This window comes from Saccharomonospora sp. NB11, assembly GCF_015910535.1.
Lineage (GTDB): Bacteria > Actinomycetota > Actinomycetes > Mycobacteriales > Pseudonocardiaceae > Saccharomonospora.
The window spans coordinates 144,942-163,000 of the sequence record NZ_JACBJG010000009.1; the positions used below are offsets into that span (position 1 = coordinate 144,942).

The 18,059-nt window shown below is 72.1% G+C and carries 17 protein-coding genes; 13 read left to right on the top strand and 4 right to left on the bottom strand.

The window, feature by feature from the left end; translation table 11 throughout:
- Positions 1-13 precede the first annotated feature (13 nt).
- The 3 genes from JAV51_RS15380 to JAV51_RS15390 all read left to right on the top strand — a co-directional run bounded on the left by JAV51_RS15380 (position 14) and on the right by JAV51_RS15390 (position 4,913).
- On the top strand, positions 14-3,283 hold the full coding sequence (locus JAV51_RS15380) for an ATP-dependent DNA helicase (protein WP_307845900.1): 3,270 nt from the start codon (positions 14-16) through the stop codon (positions 3,281-3,283).
- A gap of 19 nt (positions 3,284-3,302) precedes the next feature.
- Positions 3,303-4,388 (top strand): TrkA family potassium uptake protein, encoded by a 1,086-nt coding sequence (locus JAV51_RS15385; RefSeq protein WP_197321413.1) that lies wholly within the window; start codon positions 3,303-3,305, stop codon positions 4,386-4,388.
- A gap of 156 nt (positions 4,389-4,544) precedes the next feature.
- Entirely contained in the window at positions 4,545-4,913 is a 369-nt protein-coding gene (locus JAV51_RS15390; RefSeq protein WP_197321464.1) for a hypothetical protein, read from the top strand.
- 19 nt (positions 4,914-4,932) lie between these two features.
- Here the strand turns inward: JAV51_RS15390 and JAV51_RS15395 are convergent, their stop codons facing one another.
- Complete coding sequence (locus JAV51_RS15395; RefSeq protein ID WP_197321414.1) at positions 4,933-6,003, bottom strand: neutral zinc metallopeptidase; 1,071 nt, start codon at positions 6,001-6,003, stop codon at positions 4,933-4,935.
- Positions 6,004-6,135: 132 nt separating this feature from the next.
- Here JAV51_RS15395 and JAV51_RS15400 point away from each other — a divergent pair, with 132 nt between their 5' ends.
- The 6 genes from JAV51_RS15400 to JAV51_RS15425 all read left to right on the top strand — a co-directional run bounded on the left by JAV51_RS15400 (position 6,136) and on the right by JAV51_RS15425 (position 12,763).
- Positions 6,136-7,020 carry a hypothetical protein gene (locus JAV51_RS15400; protein ID WP_197321415.1) on the top strand — a complete coding sequence of 295 codons (885 nt, stop codon included), beginning with the start codon at positions 6,136-6,138 and terminating at the stop codon, positions 7,018-7,020.
- A 134-nt stretch (positions 7,021-7,154) separates the two neighbouring features.
- Positions 7,155-7,940, top strand: a complete 786-nt coding sequence (locus tag JAV51_RS15405; RefSeq protein WP_197321416.1) for an SGNH/GDSL hydrolase family protein — start codon at positions 7,155-7,157, stop codon at positions 7,938-7,940.
- A gap of 109 nt (positions 7,941-8,049) precedes the next feature.
- On the top strand, positions 8,050-9,336 hold the full coding sequence (locus JAV51_RS15410; RefSeq protein WP_197321417.1) for a pitrilysin family protein: 1,287 nt from the start codon (positions 8,050-8,052) through the stop codon (positions 9,334-9,336).
- Entirely contained in the window at positions 9,333-10,733 is a 1,401-nt protein-coding gene (locus JAV51_RS15415) for a pitrilysin family protein (RefSeq protein ID WP_197321418.1), read from the top strand. The genes JAV51_RS15410 and JAV51_RS15415 overlap by 4 nt, the downstream gene beginning before the upstream one ends.
- Entirely contained in the window at positions 10,730-11,746 is a 1,017-nt protein-coding gene (nudC, locus tag JAV51_RS15420) for an NAD(+) diphosphatase (protein WP_197321419.1), read from the top strand. The genes JAV51_RS15415 and nudC overlap by 4 nt, the downstream gene beginning before the upstream one ends.
- Before the next feature lie 54 nt (positions 11,747-11,800).
- On the top strand, positions 11,801-12,763 hold the full coding sequence (locus JAV51_RS15425) for a cobalamin biosynthesis protein (RefSeq protein WP_197321420.1): 963 nt from the start codon (positions 11,801-11,803) through the stop codon (positions 12,761-12,763).
- On the opposite strand, the gene JAV51_RS15430 is transcribed toward JAV51_RS15425, so the two are convergent.
- The 3 genes from JAV51_RS15430 to JAV51_RS15440 are packed head-to-tail and all read right to left on the bottom strand — an operon-like array spanning position 12,760 to position 15,070.
- On the bottom strand, positions 12,760-13,659 hold the full coding sequence (locus JAV51_RS15430; RefSeq protein WP_197321465.1) for an SURF1 family protein: 900 nt from the start codon (positions 13,657-13,659) through the stop codon (positions 12,760-12,762). The genes JAV51_RS15425 and JAV51_RS15430 overlap by 4 nt on opposite strands.
- Positions 13,660-13,706: 47 nt before the next feature.
- Positions 13,707-14,582, bottom strand: a complete 876-nt coding sequence (locus JAV51_RS15435; RefSeq protein ID WP_197321421.1) for a fructosamine kinase family protein — start codon at positions 14,580-14,582, stop codon at positions 13,707-13,709.
- Entirely contained in the window at positions 14,579-15,070 is a 492-nt protein-coding gene (locus JAV51_RS15440) for a low molecular weight protein-tyrosine-phosphatase (protein WP_197321422.1), read from the bottom strand. The genes JAV51_RS15435 and JAV51_RS15440 overlap by 4 nt, the downstream gene beginning before the upstream one ends.
- 213 nt (positions 15,071-15,283) lie before the next feature.
- Here JAV51_RS15440 and JAV51_RS15445 point away from each other — a divergent pair, with 213 nt between their 5' ends.
- From JAV51_RS15445 to JAV51_RS15460, 4 genes are read left to right on the top strand one after another with little or no spacing between them, the layout of a single operon-like run.
- Entirely contained in the window at positions 15,284-16,630 is a 1,347-nt protein-coding gene (locus JAV51_RS15445; RefSeq protein WP_197321423.1) for a sensor histidine kinase KdpD, read from the top strand.
- A 10-nt stretch (positions 16,631-16,640) separates the two neighbouring features.
- Complete coding sequence (locus tag JAV51_RS15450) at positions 16,641-17,060, top strand: roadblock/LC7 domain-containing protein (protein ID WP_197321424.1); 420 nt, start codon at positions 16,641-16,643, stop codon at positions 17,058-17,060.
- Positions 17,057-17,413 (top strand): DUF742 domain-containing protein, encoded by a 357-nt coding sequence (locus JAV51_RS15455; RefSeq protein ID WP_197321425.1) that lies wholly within the window; start codon positions 17,057-17,059, stop codon positions 17,411-17,413. Before JAV51_RS15450 ends, JAV51_RS15455 begins: the two co-directional genes overlap by 4 nt.
- A gap of 4 nt (positions 17,414-17,417) precedes the next feature.
- Positions 17,418-18,020: an ATP/GTP-binding protein gene (locus JAV51_RS15460; protein WP_197321426.1), complete on the top strand. Its 603-nt coding sequence runs from the start codon at positions 17,418-17,420 to the stop codon at positions 18,018-18,020.
- Positions 18,021-18,059: the final 39 nt, after the last annotated feature.

Below are 18,059 nucleotides of genomic sequence, written 5' to 3' on the forward strand. Positions count from 1 at the left end.
CGGACGACCCGCGGTGTCCGGGCGGGTCGTGTCGCCCGCCGACATCGCCGAGGCACTCGGGCTGCCGTCCCCGACACCGGAGCAGGCCGCCGTCATCGCGGCCCCGCCGGAACCTGCGCTCGTGGTCGCGGGCGCGGGTGCGGGCAAGACCGAGACGATGGCGGCGCGAGTGGTGTGGCTGGTGGCCAACGGCCTCGTGACCCCCGACCGCGTGTTGGGCCTGACGTTCACCCGCAAGGCGTCCCGGCAGCTCGCCGAGCGTGTCCGAGCGCGACTGCGGCGGTTGGCGGGGTCGGGCCTGCTCGACGACGTCGACCCGAGCGGGCGTCGCAGGCTCGCGGTGGCGTCGGGCGAGCCGACCGTGCTGACCTACCACGCCTACGCGGGACGGCTGTTGGCCGAGCACGGGCTGCGGCTGCCGGTGCAGCCGGGTGCGCGCATCCTGTCGGAGACGGCGGCGTGGCAGCTCGCGCACCGGGTCGTCTCGTCGTGGGACGACGACCTCGACACCGACAAGGTGCCCACCACCGTCACCGAGCACGTGCTCGCGCTCGCGGGGGAGCTGGGGGAGCACCTGGTCACCGCGAAGCGACTCCGGGAGTACACGGAGTGGTTCTGCGAGCTGGTGGAGACGGCCCCGCGAGCGAAGGGCCAGCGCACCAAGCCGCCGAACGAGCTGCTCGACGTCGTGGCGGCGCAGCGGTTCCGTACGCAACTGCTGCCGCTGGTGGAGGCGTACGAGCACCGCAAGCGGGCCGAGGGCGCGCTCGACTTCGCCGACCAGATGTCGCTCGCGGCGCGGCTGGCGCAGACGCAGCCGGACGTCGTCGCGGCCGAACGCGCCCGGTACGGCGCGGTGTTGCTCGACGAGTACCAGGACACCGGACACGCCCAGCGGGTGCTGTTGCGGGCGCTGTTCGGCGGTGGAGAGCCCATGCCGGTCACCGCGGTGGGCGACCCGGCGCAGGCGATCTACGGCTGGCGCGGCGCGAGCGCGGCGAACCTGCCTCGCTTCACCACCGACTTCCCCCGTCGTGACGGCGGGGTGGAGATGGGTGGGCTCGCTCCCGCGCGGGAGTACGGGATGCTCACGAGCTTCCGCAACCCGCCCGAGGTGCTGACGTTGGCCAACGCGGTGGCCGCACCGCTGCGGGCGAGCGGGCTCGGCGTGCGGGAGCTGCGGGCCAGGCCGGACGCGGGTCCCGCCGACGTGCGGGTGGCGCTGTTGCCCGACGTGGTCGCCGAACGCCGGTGGGTGGCGGAGCAGATCGCCACCCGCTGGTTCGCCGAGCGCGCGGAGACCGGGGTCGCGCCGACGGCGGCGGTGCTGGTGCGCAGGCGGGCCGACATGGCGCCGCTGGCCGCCGCGCTGCGGGAGCAGGGACTGCCGGTGGAGGTCGTCGGGCTCGGCGGGCTGCTGGACGAGCCGGAGGTCGCCGACCTGGTGGCCACGCTGCGGGTGCTGGCCGAGCCGCTGTCCGGGACGGCGGCGGCGCGGCTGTTGACGGGGGCCCGGTGGCGGCTCGGGGCGGCCGACCTCGCCGCGCTGTGGCGTCGGGCGGGTGAGTTGTCCGCCGAGTCCGGGGACGCGACGGCTGTGGCCGAACGCGCCGAGCAGGCCGGACTGGTGGATGCCCTCGACGACCCGGGCGAGCCGTCGCGCTACTCGCCCGAGGGCTACGCCCGCATTCGCAGGCTGAGCCAGGAACTCGGCGCGCTGCGGCGCCGGCTCGACCAGCCGTTGCCCGAGCTCGTGGCCGACGTGGAGCGCACTATGCTGCTGGGTGTGGAGGCGTTGGCGCGACCCGGCGCGGTGGGGCGCGCGCACCTCGACGCGTTCGCCGAGGTCGTGCACGACTATGCCGAGAACTCGCCGACCGCCACGCTGCTGTCGTTCGTCGACTACCTCACCACGGCCGCCCGTGCCGAGGACGGGCTCGAACCCGGGGAGGTGGAGGTCGCTCCGGAGCGCGTGCAGGTGCTCACCGCCCACGCGGCGAAGGGCCTGGAATGGCGGATCGTGGCTGTGCCGCACCTGGTCGCGAAGGTCTTCCCCAACGAGCGCAAGACGTCGTCGTGGCTGAGGACGGTCGCCGAGCTTCCCGCAGCGCTGCGAGGCGACGCCCAGGACCTGCCGACGCTGGACCTCCAGGGCGGTGAGGACCGCAAACAGGTCAAGGAGGCACTGGCCGACCACGATGAGCGGTTCAAGCAGCGGCACGCCGACGAGGAGCGCAGGCTGTGTTACGTGGCGCTGACCCGCTCGGAACACTGTCTGCTCGTCTCCGGACACCGCTGGAGCGACGCCACGGCGACCAAGCCGAAGGCGCCGTCGGAGTTCCTGCTGGAGGTGCGCGAGCAGGTGGAGGCGCACCCCGAGGTGGGTGTGCTGGAGCAGTGGTCGGAGGACGTGGAGGCCAACCCGCTGTCGGATGCGTCGCGGGAGGCGCTGTGGCCGGTCGACCCGCTCGGCGCGCGTCGGACGGCGGTGGAGGACGGGGCCGCGCTCGTGCTCGACGCGCTGGCGGAGCTGGACGACGACTCGGACCTCGACGAGCCCGGCGACGACCCGGACGGCTGGGTGAGCGACACCGACGTGCTCCTGGCCGAGCGGGCACGGGCCCGTGAACCGGAGTCCGAGATCGAACTGCCCGGCGCGTTGTCGGTGAGCCAACTCGTCGACCTGGCGGGCCGCCCCGAGGAGCTGGCGCGCAAGCTGCGCCGACCGCTGCCGTTCCCGCCGAACGCCTACGCCCGTCGGGGCACGGAGTTCCACGGGTGGCTCGAACGCCGGTTCGCGGGCGACAAGCTGTTCGACCTGGACGACTTGCCGGGCGCGGCGGACCTCGACGACGCCGCGGACGCCGACGAGCCCGCCGACCCGATCGGGTTGGAGGCGCTCAAGGAGGCCTTCGAACGCAGCGAGTGGGCCCGTCGCACGCCGCACGACGTGGAGGTGCCGTTCTCCACCGACGTGGACGGCATCACCGTGCGAGGCCGGATGGACGCGGTGTTCGCCGACGAGGACGGCGGGTGGACCGTGGTCGACTGGAAGACCGGCGCGCTGCCGGACGCCGACCGGATGCCCGCGTTGTCGGTGCAGCTCGCCGCGTACCGGCTCGCGTGGGCCGCTCTCAGCGGGACACCGCTGGACCGGGTGAGGGCGGCGTTCCACTACGTCCGTCCCAACCGTACTGTGCGCCCCGTGGACCTGGTGGACGCCGACGGACTGCGGGCGCTGCTGCGGACGGTGCCGATCCGGGAGACGGGTGAGGAGCGATGACCGGGAGCGCTCGACGGCCATGGTGAGACCGTTCAAGTTCACCCTCCGCGAGGAGAAGCTGTCCGACCGCCCGAGCTACGCGCTGGTGGGTGTGGTCAACATGCCCGCCCACGCCATTTCCCCGGCCAGGGCGATCGGCCGCCGCGTGTTGCTCGCCTTGGTGGCCCTGACCGCCGTGGTGTTCGTCGTCTACCTCGAACGCGACGGGTACCGGGACGTCGACGGGGACCCGCTGTCGTTGCTGGACTGCTTCTACTACGCCAGCGTGTCGCTGTCGACGACGGGCTACGGTGACATCACGCCCGTGTCCGAGACGGCTCGGCTCGTGAACGTCGTGGTGATCACACCGCTGCGCGTGTTGTTCCTGATCGTCCTGATCGGAACGACCCTGGAGGTGCTCACCGAGCGGTCGCGGCAGGCATTCCGGATTCAGAAGTGGAGGCGCAGGGTGCGCGACCACGTCGTGGTCATCGGGTTCGGCACGAAGGGCCGGTCGGCGGTCAACGCGCTGCTGGGTGAGGAGGACAGCGATCCCGGTCAGGTCGTCGTGGTGGACAGCGATCGCGCCGCGCTCGACGCCGCGAGCGCGCGGGGCCTGATCACCGTGCACGGGTCGGCCACCCGGTCGGACGTGTTGCGGGTCGCCGGGGTGCAGCGGGCGAGGGCGGTGATCGTCGCGCCGAACCGGGACGACACGGCCGTACTGGTGACGCTGAGCGCGCGGGAGATCAACCCGCAGGCGCGCATCCTGGTGTCGGTGCGGGAGGCACAGAACGTCCACCTGCTCAAGCAGTCGGGGGCCGACCAGGTGGTGGTGTCGAGCGAGACGGCCGGACGGCTGCTCGGCATCGCCACACGCACTCCGCGCGTGGTCGACATGGTCGAGGACCTCCTCACTCCCGAGGCGGGCCTCGCGATCGCCGAGCGGGCCGTGGAACCGTCGGAGGAGGGCGGCTCGCCCCGGCACCTGCCGGACATCGTGCTCGGTCTCGTGCGCGACGGGAAGCTCTACCGGGTGGACGCGCCCGAGGCGGACGCGTTGGAGCCCGGTGACCGGCTGTTGTACGTGCGCAAGGTGTCGGCGGGGGACGAATCGGTCACCTGATCCGACCGCGTGGTGGGCAGGGGAAGTCGGTTCTGGGACCATTGAGCCGTGCCGGAGCCAGCGAATCCAGACAGACGGCGGAGCGCTCAACTGACCCCCCAGGCCCTCGCGGTGGCCGTGGTGACCGGGATCCTGCTACTCCTCGGCGCGTGGTGGATGGGGCCCTCGCTGTTCGGTCCGGCGTCGGCCGCGTCGGAACGGCAGGTCGTCGACGCGACGGTGGTCGAACCCGTGGACTGTACGGCGGCGGACACCGAGGAGACCGTGCGTTTCCGGCTGCAGGGCAAGATCTACAAAGGCCTGCTCAGCGGGTGCGGGCACGACCAGGACGAGAAGCTGAGCATCGCGTTGGCCGAGGACCCCTCGAAGGTGGACGGCCCCGTGGAGGTGGCGTTGGCGGCCACGGAGCCCGGAGTGCGCGACCTGCGCAGGCCCGTCGGTCTCGGGCTGCTGACCCTCGGCTGCGCGGGCGGCGGAACCTATGCGTTCCTCCTGGCACGGGGGCCACGCTCCGGGCTCGCGTGAACCACGTCGCCCGGAGCCGTCAGGCCACGTCCTCGCTCGGGGCGGCGAAGGTGTTGCAGTCGACGATGCGGTTGTCGTAGGCCCCGGCCCGCCACCACTTCGCGTAGTTGGCGTTGCTGCCGTGGTCGCGGGTGCCCGACGTGTCGTCGCCGCGGGTCTCCTGGTCGTACCAGGCCGCGTCGTACATGGCTCGCGTCACCGAGCCACCCCGGTCCACGTGGGCGCCGAGGAACATTCCCGAGAAGCACTGCGCCTGCAGCTCCTTGCGGCGGGACATCTCCTGCCCGGCCGGGCTGTCCTGGCCCTCGGCGTAGATGCGTTCCCACGCCGCGTCCATGATGCCCGCCAGTTCCTGCACGTGATGGCCGTACTCGTGGGCGAAGAGGGCCAGGTAGACGCCGGGGGCGTCGCCGTACTGGTCGGTCTGGAGGCCGTCGAAGGGCAGGTACAAATCGCCCTCGCAGTAGTAGGCCGCCGTGGCGATGCCGACGTTGATCGTGCCGCACTGGGTGTCGAAGCTCGCCGCCTTCGGGAAGTGCAGCCGGGGCGGTGTGAACGGCAGGTTGTACGCCTGGAGGAACGGCCCCCACGCCTCGTCGAGGCACACGCGGGCGGCGGTGAAGAACGCCTCCGCGCCCTCGGGGGTGCTCTGCCACGGCGGCAGCTCGCACGCCCGGTTGGCGAGTCCCGCGTTCGGGTCCTGCAGGATCGGGTGGTCGGCGAGCGCCAGGATCTTCGTCGGCTGGTTCGCCTGTCCCGTCGCCGAGGCGCCACCCGCGGGTGTCGACGTCGGCGAGTCGCTCGTGGTGGTGGTCGTCGGCTGCTCGGTCGTGGAGGCCGCCGGGGGCAGCGCCGGTGCGGACGCGGCCGTGTCGGTGGGCGACACGCGCGACTCGGTGCCGGTCGTGAACACGTACACCAGCACGAGCGCCAACGACAGCAACATCGTCCCGCCGCCGTAGGCCAAGACGTACGGCCACACCGGCTTCCGGGGCGGCCGGGGTGGCCCCGGCGGCGAGGGGAAGTGCTGGCCGTACTGCGGGCCGTAACCGTGGCCCGGGGAACCCGGCCAGGGTGGCGGTTGTGTCATCTGGTCGTCCCCGCGCGCTCGATGAAACTCGATGGCCAGCATAGCGAGAGTGCCACCGACCGGGCTCGTGCGGCGGTGGATCGTCGGGACCCGGCCGGATGCGAGGTCCGGGGCAGGAGTCAGGATGGTGGCATGTCCGACTCGACAGGCTGGTCCACGTCCCGCGAGCGGCGCCCCGGCGTCATCCCCCTGCGGCCGCTCATGCTCGGCGAGATCGTCGAGGGCGCCGTCACCACGATGCGTCGGCACGCGGGTGTGGTGTTCGGGTCCGCCGCCGTGGTGGCCCTGCTGAGCGCCCTCGTCTACTACGCGGCCGACCTGTGGCTGCTCGACGCGACGAGCCCCGCTCCCGTGATCGACGCCGACGCGCCGCCGGAGGTCCAGCTCGACCAGGCGGTGTCGCAGCTTCAGGACGCCCTGCCGCAGTTCGGTGTCCTCGGACTGATCACCCTGGTGACCCAGACGTTCCTGGCCGGTCTGCTCACGGTCGTCGTCGGCAGGGCGGTGCTCGGTCAGTCGATCGGGGTGCGGGCGGCCTGGGAGGAACTGCGGCCGCGGCTGCTGCCGCTGCTCGGGCTGACCGCCGTGGTCACGGCGCTGGTGATGGTGGGCACCGCGTTCTTCATCGTCCCGGGAGTGTGGCTGTACGCGTTGCTGAGCCTGGCCACGCCCGCGCTGATCCTCGAACGGGGTCGGGTGGGTGCCGCGCTGCGGCGGTCGGTGGCTCTCGTGCAGGGGGCTTGGTGGCGCGTGTTCGGTGTGCTGCTCGCCGCGATCCTCGTGACGTGGGTGCTGTCGTACCTCATCCAGTGGCCCTTCAACCTGGCAATCGACCCGCAGGCGTTCGCCCGGGGCTACACGCCCGAGGAGCTGTTGCTGCAGGAGCTCGGGGGCGCCGTGGCGCGCACGGTGACGGTGCCGTTCTCCGCGGCGGTGACGGCGTTGCTGTACATCGATCAGCGGATGCGACGCGAGAATCTGGCCGACGAACTCGCCCGCGCCTCTCGCTCGGAGTGACCTGCGACGCTGTGTCATCACTCACACGTGGTCTTTTCCCGAAGGGGTGAAACGCGGGGGCCGGTGTCGGCGACGAGCACGGTGACGCCGCCGGTGCACCGTGTCCGGCGTGCGCGTCGCGGCGAGGAGACACCGTGGGTCGTGTGGGGGGCCGAGTCCGCGGCGGACGGCGACGTGATCGCCGCCGCGCGGCAGGCATTGGGGTGGTTCTGTTGATGGCGATGGCGATCTCGGGGTGTCTTGCTCCCCGGACGACGGCGGCCGTGACCGCGACGTGGTGCGCCGACCAGTCGGCGATCGTCGTCCTGGGCGACTCCCACAGCACGGGGTACGGGCTTCCCGACTACCCGGGTGGGGGCGGGTTCGAGCCGACTGCCGTGGGGTGGACGTCCACCGTGCTGCGGGCTGCATCCGAGCGGTGGGGCACCGTCACCACCGTGCTCGCGCACAACGGAGCCATGGCGTCCGACTTCCTGCCGGGAGGCCGGTGGCCGGAGACCACGAGCGCGATCGAGTACGTGCACGACGTGCAACCCGCGTTGGTGATCGTGGAGCTGGGGGCCAACGAGTTCGCCGGGGACCTCGCGCCTCACGAGTTCGACGAGCGCTACCGCGGTCTCGTGGCCGAGGTGCAGCACGCCTCACCGCGCAGCGCCGTCCTGTTGCTGGTGCCACCCGAGATGGGCGCGCGGCTCGTGCCGGACCCGATCCACTCCTGGGACGCCTACACCGGGGTGATCGAGACGGTCGCGGCCGAGCGTGGCACCGAACTGCTCGACCTCGGCCAGTACCTGCCACCCGGTGGGACGCCCGAGGCCGACGGCCTCTACCTGAGCGACGCGGCCCACCTCACCGAGGCCGGGCATCGAGTGGTGCACGCGGCCGTGTGGACCTTCCTCGAAGCCTCGTGCGGGCTGTGAATCCGGCGAACGGACACGCTCCTCGGGACGCCGCCCGGGCCTGCGGTGCGTGACGGGGTGTCGGCCCGGTGTGCCGCTGCGGCCCCGGGATTGCCCGTAGGGTGTGGTCATGGCCGTCTCCGAACTCCACAAGTTCACCCTCGACAACGGCCTGCGGGTCGTGCTCGCCCCCGATCCGACGGCACCGGTCGTCGGGGTGAGCGTGCACTACGACGTGGGCTTCCGCTCCGAACCGGAAGGGCGCACCGGGTTCGCCCATCTCTTCGAACACCTGATGTTCCAAGGCAGTGAGAGCCTCGAGAAGCTCGCTCACTTCCGCTGGGTGCAGAGCAGTGGCGGCACCTTCAACGGCTCCACGCACCCCGACTACACCGACTACTTCGAGGTGCTGCCCTCGGCCGCCCTGGAGCGCGCGTTGTTCCTGGAGGCCGACCGGATGCGCGCGCCCAAGCTGACCCAGGAGAACCTCACCAACCAGATCGACGTGGTGAAGGAGGAGATCCGCCTCAACGTGCTGAACCGGCCCTACGGCGGGTTCCCGTGGATCCTCCTGCCGCCGGTGCTGTACTCGACGTTCCCCAACGCGCACAACGGTTACGGCGACTTCACCGACCTCGAACAGGCGACGTTGGACGACTGCGCGGCCTTCTTCGACACCTACTACGCGCCCGCCAACGCGGTCCTCACCGTCGCGGGCGACCTGGACGTGGATCGCACGCGGGAGTTGGTGCACAAGCACTTCGACGACGTGCCCGCGCGGCCGAGGCCGCAGCGGCCGTCGTTCGCCGAACCACGCCCCACCCAGGAGCTGCGGGGCACGCACACCGACCCGCACGCGCCCCTGCCCGCCCTTGCCGTGGGCTACCGCATGCCCGACCCGATCAACGAGCTGGACGCCTACCTCGCGAACCTCGTCCTCGCCGGGGTGCTCGCCGACAGCGACTCGTCGCGGCTGCAGCAACGACTCGTGCACACCGAACCGCTGGTCACCGACGTCGGCGCGGGAGCTGGTCTCTTCGGGCCCTTCGAGGCGCGCGATCCCGACACGTTCTCCGTGACCGCGATCCATCCGCCGGAGACGTCCGCCGAGCAGGTCCTCGACGCGCTCGACGCCGAGCTGGAGGCGCTCGCCACCACGCCACCCGGACCCGAGGAGCTGACCAAGGTGACGGCCCGCTGGAGCGCGGCGTTGCACTCCGAACACGACCGCCTCGTGTCGCGCACGCTCGCGCTCGGCTCGCTGGAGTTGCTCCACGGGGACGCGGGTCTGGTGTACGCGCTCCCCGAGCGCATGGCCGCGGTGACGGCTGAGCAGGTGTCCGAGGCCGCGAAGGCGCTACGCCCCGACTCGCGTGCCGTACTCGTGGTGGAACCGGGACAGGGAGGTGCCCAGTGAGCGTGACCGACCACCGCTCCGCCGAGGAGATCGGCCGCACGGAAGGCGGCCCGCGACCGCTTCCGCCGCTCGGCGAGCAGAAGCCGGCGGCCGAGCTGTCGCATGTGGACACGGTGTTGGGCAACGGCCTGCGGGTGCTGGCCGTGCACAAGCCCACCGTGCCGATGGTCGAGCTTCGGCTGCGCATCCCGTTCGCGGGGGAGGACGCGTTGCACGCGGCCACGGCCGAGGTGCTCGCCGAGACGTTGCTGACCGGAACGCGCCGACGGGACCGCGTGGCCGTCGACACCGACCTCGCGCTCATCGGCGGTGACCTGGGTGCCATGGTCGACCCCGAGTATCTCGGCGTCTCGGGCAGTGCGCTGGCGGAGAAGCTGCCCGACCTGCTCGACGTGCTCGCCGACGCGCTGACCGACGCGGCCTACGCCGAGGGTGAGGTGGCGAGGGAGGCCGACCGGATCTCCGAGCGGCTCGCCGTCGCGCGCACGCAGCCGAGGGTGATCGCGCGCGAGGCGTTGCAGCGCAGGCGGTACGGCGACCACCCGTACACGCGGGAGATGCCGAGGGCCGAGGACGTCGCCGTGGTGACGCCCGAGGCGGTGCGGGCTTTGCATGCCGCCGCCGTGTTGCCCGCCGGTTCGATCCTGGTCCTGGTGGGTGACGTGCCGCCGGAGACGGCGGTCGCCGAGGTCGAGCGTGCTCTCGCGGGCTGGTCGAGCGAGGCACAGGCGCGCAGGCTGCCTCCGCTGCCCGACCTGACGCCGGCTGACCTGCTGCTCGTCGACCGTCCGGGCGCGGTGCAGTCGCAGTTGCGGTTGTCCGCGCAGGCTGTTCCGAGGACCGACCCGCGCTACCCGGCGCTCCAGCTCGCCAACCTCGCCTACGGCGGGTACTTCTCCTCGCGGCTGGTGGAGAACATCCGCGAGGACAAGGGCTACACCTACGGCGCCCACTCTGCATTCGAGTTCTCGGGCGGCAAGGCCACGCTGCAGGTGGAGGCCGACACGGCCAGCGAGGTGACGGCGGCGGCGCTGTTGGAGACCCGGTACGAGCTGGGCAGGCTGGGGCTCGTGCCGCCCACGGACACCGAGGTCGAGTCGGTGCGGCAGTACGCCGTGGGCGCGCTGCTGATCGGTGCCGCGTCCCAGTCCGGGTTGGCGACCCAGCTCGCCTCACTGGCCTCCGCCGGGTTGGGCGTGGACTGGCTCGTGGAGCATCCGAAGCGGCTCGCGGCCGTGACCACCGACGAGGTCGCGGAGGCGGCGTTGGACTTCTTCGCGCCCCACCGTTTCACCGGCGTCGTCGTCGGTGACGCGGCCTCGCTCGCGCCGAAACTGACCGCGCTCGGCGGGGTGGTGTCGGAGTCCGCGGACGAGGGGAGCGGGCAGGCTCGATGACAGCAGCGAGCCGCCCGGAACCCTTCCGGCTGTCCTCGGCGCCGGCGTTGTCGCGGTCGACGGCCGACCGGCAGGAGACGTTGCGCACCGACCCCGAGCGGCTGCGGGCCGCGTGGCCGTCGGCGCGGGTGATCCGCGTGGACGGCCACGGTCGGGCGCCCGTGCCGGAGCACCGGATCGTCGGCGTGGAGCCGAAGGACGTGCCGCTGGTGAGCGTTCCGGCGCTCGACGTCGCCGAGACGGTGCCGGACGAGGCCGTCTTCCTGGGACGTTGGCGTGACGCCGACTACTGGGCGGTGTCGGCGGAGCCCGGCCCGGACGCCCACTCCCTCGCGCTCGACCTCGACGGCTGGGGCGTTCCGGTGGAGGTGCCCGTGGCCGCCGGTGAGGTCTGGGTGGAGCTGCGGGTGCACGGAGCGGTGCTGGACGACACGGCCGCGGGCTTGTTGACCACGGCACTGGCTCTGCGCAACTGGCATCGCCGGGCCCGTCACTGCGCCCGCTGCGGCGGGACGTGCCGACTGCGGCAGTTCGGGTGGGCGAGTCGGTGCGAGCAGTGCGGACGCGAGGAGTACCCGCGCACGGACCCGGCCGTGATCTGCCTCGTGCACGACGACGTCGGGGTGAACGGCGAGCACGTGTTGCTGGCGCGACAACCGGTGTGGCCGCCCACGCGGTACTCGGTGCTCGCCGGGTTCGTCGAGGCCGGCGAGTCGCTGGAGGGCTGCGTGGAGCGTGAGATCCGCGAGGAGGTGGGGGTCGCCGTCCGCGATGTCCGCTACCTCGGCAGCCAGCCGTGGCCCTTCCCGCGCTCGGTCATGGTCGGCTTCGCGGCGAGGGCGGACGCCGGAGCCGCCCTCGCCCCGGCCGAGGGCGAGATCGAGGACGCGCAGTGGGTCTCGCGCGACCGTGTGCGGAAGGCACTCGCCGAGGGTGACCCGGACCTGCGGTTGCCGGGCGGGACGTCCATCGCCAACGTCATGATCCGCGCGTGGGCGGAGGCCGACGAGTGAGCGGTGCCTGAGGCGATAGTCTCGCGGCACTCGGGAGTCACGGGGGTAGGTGTGGTGAGCGCGGCGCGAGCTGTGGGACTGCTGTTGGGTGTGGTGGCCGACGCGATGGTCGGTGAATCGGTGCGTGGCCGTGCGGACGCCACGCTCACTCGGGCAGCCAGGGCGATCCGGCGACGTGTGCCCGCGAACCATCCGGTGGCGGGTGCAGTGCACGTCGGCGCGGTCGCCGGGGCAGCCGTGCTGGCCGGGGCGGCCGTGGAGCGCGTCGGTCGTGGTCGCCCGCTGTTCACCGCCGTCACCACCGCGGCGGGAACGTGGGCGGTGCTCGGTGGGGCGCGGTTGGCCACCGACGGCACGGCCATGGCGCGGCAGTTGGAGACCGGTGACGTCCAGGCCACGCGCGAGACGCTGGCCCAGTGGGACCCGCGCTGCTCGGAGAACCTGGACGCGGTGGCTCTGGCGCGGGCCTCGGTGGAGGCGGTCGCGCACAACACCTCCGACACGGTGGTCGCACCTCTGTGGTGGGGCGCGGTGGCCGGGTTGCCGGGGCTGCTCGGGTCCCGCGCCGTGGGGGTGCTCCGGCGGACGGCGGCGGAGCAGGCCGACCGGTCACGCGCGAGCGTCGTTCCCACCCACCTCGACACGGTGGTCAACCAGGCGCCCACCCGGCTGGCGGCGGCGCTGACCGTCGCGGGCGCGCCCGTGGTCGGCGGCTCGGCCCGTGCGGCGTGGCAGGCGTGGCGGCGCGACACCGTGCTGCACCCGCAGCCGAACTCGGGCCGGGTGACGGCGGCGTACGCGGGTGCGCTGGAGGTCCGTCTCGGCGGCCGCACGGAGTATCCCGACGGTGTCCGGGAGCTGCCGGTGCTCGGGGACGGCCGCATGCCGGACGCCGGGCACGTCACCCGGGCCGTCGAGCTGTCGCGGGTGGTCGGCTGGCTGGCGGGTGTCGGCTCGGCCGTGGTCGCGCTGAGGCCGCGACTGCGTCGTCGCCGCTCCCGGGGAGCGGAGAACTAGGGCCGGGAGTCGTCGGCGGGCGAGCGGCTGCCGACGACCGTCTGCGAGGCGTCGTGCTCGGCGTCCGACGAGGCGCGTTCGGCCTCCTCGTCCTCGGCCAGCAGCTCCGCCACCGACTTGCGACGCGGGCGCTGGCTCTCGGCCGACAGCGCGCCGCCCGGCTTCAACTCCCGCACCGTGAAGTAGCCCCAGGCGAGAACGGCCATCGTGCCGAAGGCCACCCACTGCAGCGCGTACGAGAAGTACGGACCGGCCTCCAGCTTGGGCAGCGGCAGGGCGCCGAGCACTCCCGGCTGCCCCTCGGTGAGCTGCAGGTAGCCGGGGGAGACGTCGAGTCCGCTGGCGCGCGCGACGGTCCGCGAGTCGATCGTGTAGGCGTGCAGCCTGCCCTGGGTTGACTCGTCCGAGAACGCGTCACGGCCCTGCGGGTCGGTCTCGTCGCCCCGCACGCGGGCTTCGACCCGGACGGTGCCGCCCGGCGGAGCAGCGTAGGGCGGGACGTCGCCGTTGTCGGGTCGGAGGTACCCGCGGTCGATCACCACGATCCGGCCGTCGGTGGTCCGGAGCGGGGTGAGCACCTCGAACGCCGGTTGCCCCTGCACCGTGCGCAGGCGTGCGATGATCTCGTGTTCGGGCAGGTAGGTGCCCTCGACCACGACCCTGCGCCATTCTGTGTCCGGTCCCGGCGCGCGTCCTTCCGGCAGGACCTCCTGCAACGGCCGTGGCTGCTCCGAGAACGACGTCGAGACGGCGTCGTTCTGCGCCTTGCGTTCGGCGTGACGGTCGAACTGCCACGGCGCGAGCACCGTGTAACAGGTCACGGCGAACCCGAACACGACGAACGTGAGCGCCAGCCAACCCGGCTGGAGCAGCGATTTCCAGCGCACGACCACCACGGTATGCGGGTCGTCCGCGGCGAGCCCGAGAGGGGTCCGCGCCGGGCTCACGCCGTGCGCAACGCCGTCCTGGCGGCGGCGAGCGCCTGTCGCGCGTAGCCGCCACCGAACAGCACCGTGTGCACCAGCAGGGGGAACAGCTGGTGTAGCGCCACCCGGTCCTCGTGGCCGTCGGCGAGCGGGCGACCCAGGTCGTGCGCGGTCTCGCGGTACGCGCCGAGGACGTGGTCGAGCAGTGGCGTGGAGAACAGTCGCAGCATGGCCAAGTCGGTCTCCCGGTGCCCACCGTGTGCGGCCGGGTCCAACAGCCAGGCCCGCCCGTCCGCGGCCCAGTGGACGTTGCCGCTCCACGCGTCGCCGTGCAGTCGCGCGGGCGGTTCGGGCGGCCCGCCGAGGTCGGCCAGGCGGGCGCACACCGTGTCGAACACGGCGGCCTCGCCGGTGGTGAACAGCCCCTGGTCCACCGCCTCTCGCACGTAGGGCAGGACACGGCACGCGGCGTAGAACGACGGCCAGTCGTCGTGGGGCTCGTTGATCATCCGTGCGAGCCCGATCCAGGCGTGGCGCGCGCCCCCGGGCGGTGGTGCGCCGAACGCGGGCGCGCCCCGCGCGTGGAGGCGGGCGAGTCCCCGCCCGAAGGTCTCCGCGGCCCGACGGTCGGGTGCTCCGGAGGGGACGTACTCCAGCACCAGCCAGTCGTCGTCGACGCCGTGCACCACGGGCACCGGCACGTCCCCGGGCTCGCGCAGCCAACGCAGGCCCGCGGCCTCGGCGGAGGCGGCGCCGGGATCGGAGCCGCGCTTGGCGACCACGGTGCGTCCGTCGTCCAGGTCGACGAGGGTCGCCCCGCTCGCGAGCGGCCGGACGTCCCCGGCCCGCACCCCGGTGTGTCGTTCGGCCGCCTGGCGGGCGGGCTCGTTCACCGGTCGCGCACCCAGGCGACGAGACCGGCCACGGCGCGTTCGATCATGCGCAGCACCTCGACGAAGCCGTCGTCGCCGCCGTAGTACGGGTCGGGGACCTCGGCGTCGGCCGGTGCGGTCGGGTCGAAGCTCCGGAGCAACCTCACCCGGTCGGGGTCCGCCACGAGGTCCCGCAGGTCGCGCAGGTGACTCTTGTCCGCCGCCAGCAGCAGGTCGGCGTCGAGGTGTTCGGAGCCCACCTGGCGGGCCGTGTGCTCGACCGGGTAGCCGTGGGCGGCCAGGGTCGCGCGGGCTCGTGGGTCGGCGGGTTCACCCACGTGCCACCCGCCGGTGCCCGCGCTGCGCACGGTCACCACGTCGTCGAGGCCCTCCTCGGCGAGGCGGTGGCGGAACACGATCTCGGCCATGGGCGAGCGGCAGATGTTGCCGGAACAGACGAAGACGATCTCGATCGGCTCGCGCGGCGCGCGGGTGCTGTCGTCGGCCATGAACCCAGTGTCTCCCCGGCGTCGAGGGCACCGTTCGGTGGGTCGAATGGCGCTGAATGGGACCGCTCGGGGAAATGTCGCGACCGAACGGCGTGCGTCCGGTGGCAGGTGTCAGCAGGCTCGACTAAGCTGCCGGTCTCGTCGGCATTCGGGAATTGCGATCTCCCGTGCGCCGACTTCTCTCGAAGAAACGCCAAGCACACCTAGTAGACCTTGGGGGCTCCCATTTCCCCGTCGCATGCGCTCCGCGCCCTCGCCTCGGACTCGCCGAACGGTCGAGCGCTGTTGGCCCTGGCCTGCTCGGTCGTCGTGACCGGCGCTCTCTGGGTCTGGGCGAGCCTGGAAACCGTTGCGTCACAACGACTTCCACTTCTTCTCGTCGGTGGATTAGCGCTCGCGTTGCTGTGTGCGGCGACGTACCTGGCGACGCTCCACTACACACGACTACAGGAAGTGAACCGCCTTACCGAATCGACGGAAAGCGAACTCACCCGTCTGGTGGAAGACATTTGTCCGACACTGGCCCGTCGATTACGGGAAGGTGCCTCGATCGACACCGTGAAGGATGAGATCCCGGATCTTTCGAATGAATTGTCCGAGCGGGTCGTGCAGTTGTTCCTGAAAGAGCTCGACGCCAGCGAACGGCAGCGCGAGGCTGCCATGGCGGCCTGCGCCAACGCGGCGGGCCGGGTGCAGGCCATGGCGATGGGCATGCTCGCCGACCTGCGCGAGATGGAGTACCGGCACAACGAGGACGTGCTGGGCGACCTGCTCAAGCTCGACCACTGCACCTCGCAGGCGGGGCGACTGGCCGACAGCATCGCCGTGCTGACCGGGGCACGCACCGGCCGACGCTGGACGAAGCCGATCATCATGGAGAGCATCCTGCGCGGGGCGATGGGTCGCATCGGCTCGTACCAGCGGGTCAAGCTGCACTCGACGTGCACCTCCGCCGTCGTCGGCTACGCGGCCGAGGACGTCATGCACACGCTCGCCGAGCTGATGGACAACGCGACCAAGTTCTCGAAGCCCTCCGAGGACGTGCACGTGTACGTCGAGGAATTGGCGTCCGGAGTGGTGGTGATCGTCGAGGACGCCGGCCTCGGCATGAAACCGAGCGCGCTCGAACGTGCCGAGCGTGCCGTGTCGACCACCGAACCCCTCGACCTCGCCGCACTCACCGGCACCCGGCTCGGACTCGCGGTCGTCGGACGCCTCGCCCGCAAGCACCAGCTCCGCGTGCGCTTCCGCCGGTCACCACGGGGCGGTGTCAGCGTCGTCGTGCGTATCCCGGCCACGTTGATCACGAAGCCGTGCCCCGAGGACGAGCCCACCCTGCGCAACCGGCGGCCGGTGGACGAGCGCGCCGTCCAGCAGGGTGCGCCCGCCGGGCGGCTGCCGAAGCGTCGTCGGGGACAGACCCTGACCGGGTCGCCACCGCCCCCCCGCCGGTCGCGGCAACAGCGCGCGGAGAGCAAGCCCCGCGCCGACGCGGGCGCCCGGTTCAGCGCGTTCCGCGCCGCGGTCCGGCCGCACACTCCACCGACCACAGCCGACTGAGGGACTGATCATGAGCGTCACCGACCAGAGTCTCGAATGGTTCTTGCAGAGTCTGCTGGAGCAGACGCCGGGAGCCCGTTACGCCCTGGTGCTCTCCCGCGACGGTCTGAAGTTGTGCCACACCCGCAATCTCGGGGTCGATCAAGCCGACCAACTCGCCGCGATCGCAGCGGGGGTGCAGGCGCTCGCCCAGAGCGCGTCGGCCGAGTTCGGGGACGGTTCGGGAGGAGTGCGTCAGTCCATGACCGAGTTCCACGGCGGGCTGCTGTTCGTGGTGGAGGCGGGCGAGGGAGCCCACCTGGCCATGGTGGCCCGCGAGAACGCCGACGTCGGGCTCGTGGGCCACAAGATGAACGAGATGGTGGAGCAAATCGGGGCGTTCCTCACCGCACCACCTCGGCACCGTCGTCGTACCGGTCAGCCGGCATGATGCCCGACACCGAGGCCGACAGGCCCGACCGGCTGTACACGATCACCAGCGGGCGGAGCAGGGCGGACGACACCGAGCTGGACCTCGTCACACTCATCGTGAGCGAGCGCGAGCCGGAGCCCGGCATGCAGTCCGAGCACGCCCGCATCCTGCTGTTGTGCGTCCACCCGACGGCGGTCGTCGAGATCGCCGCCGAGGTGGGCCTGCCGGTCAGCGTCGCCAAGATTCTGATCACCGACCTGCTGAACGCGGGCGACGTGACGGCGCGGCATCCCAGCGCCCCGCGTGCGTTCGACCAGCTCCCCGACCCTGCTTTCCTGGAGAAGGTCCTTGTTGGACTCCGCAATCTCTGAGCGCGTGGAGACCCCCGCCGAACTCGGGGGCCGCACTCCGCTGCGCAGCACCGCGACGGACGGCGCCAAGATCGTCATCGTCGGCGGGTTCGGCGTCGGCAAGACCACGCTCGTCCGCTCGGTCAGCGAGATCCGACCGCTCTCCACCGAGGAGACGATGACCGAGGCCGGGCGTGGCGTCGACGACACGGCGGCGGTCGCCACAAAGCTCCGCACCACGGTGGCGTTCGACTTCGGGCGGGTGTCGTTGTCCGACGACCTCGTCCTGTACCTGTTCGGCGCTCCCGGGCAGCGGCGGTTCTGGTTCCTGTGGGACCGATTGTTCGCCGGGACACTGGGAGCGGTGGTGCTGGTGGACACCCGCCGTATCGAGGACTCGTGGTACGCCATCGACCGCCTGGAGCACTACGGGATGCCGTTCGTGGTGGCCCGCAACAACTTCCCGGGCAGCGCGCACGGCCTCGACGAGCTGCGGGAGGCGCTGTCGGTCCACGAGACGGTGCCGATCGTGGACTGCGACGCCCGGCGTCGTGACTCGGCCAAGCACGTGCTGATCACGCTGGTCCACCACCTGTACACGATGTCGCGGGCCCGGAGTGCCCGGTAGCCGGTCGGCGGAACCACACCGGGCGCGTTTGGCAGGATC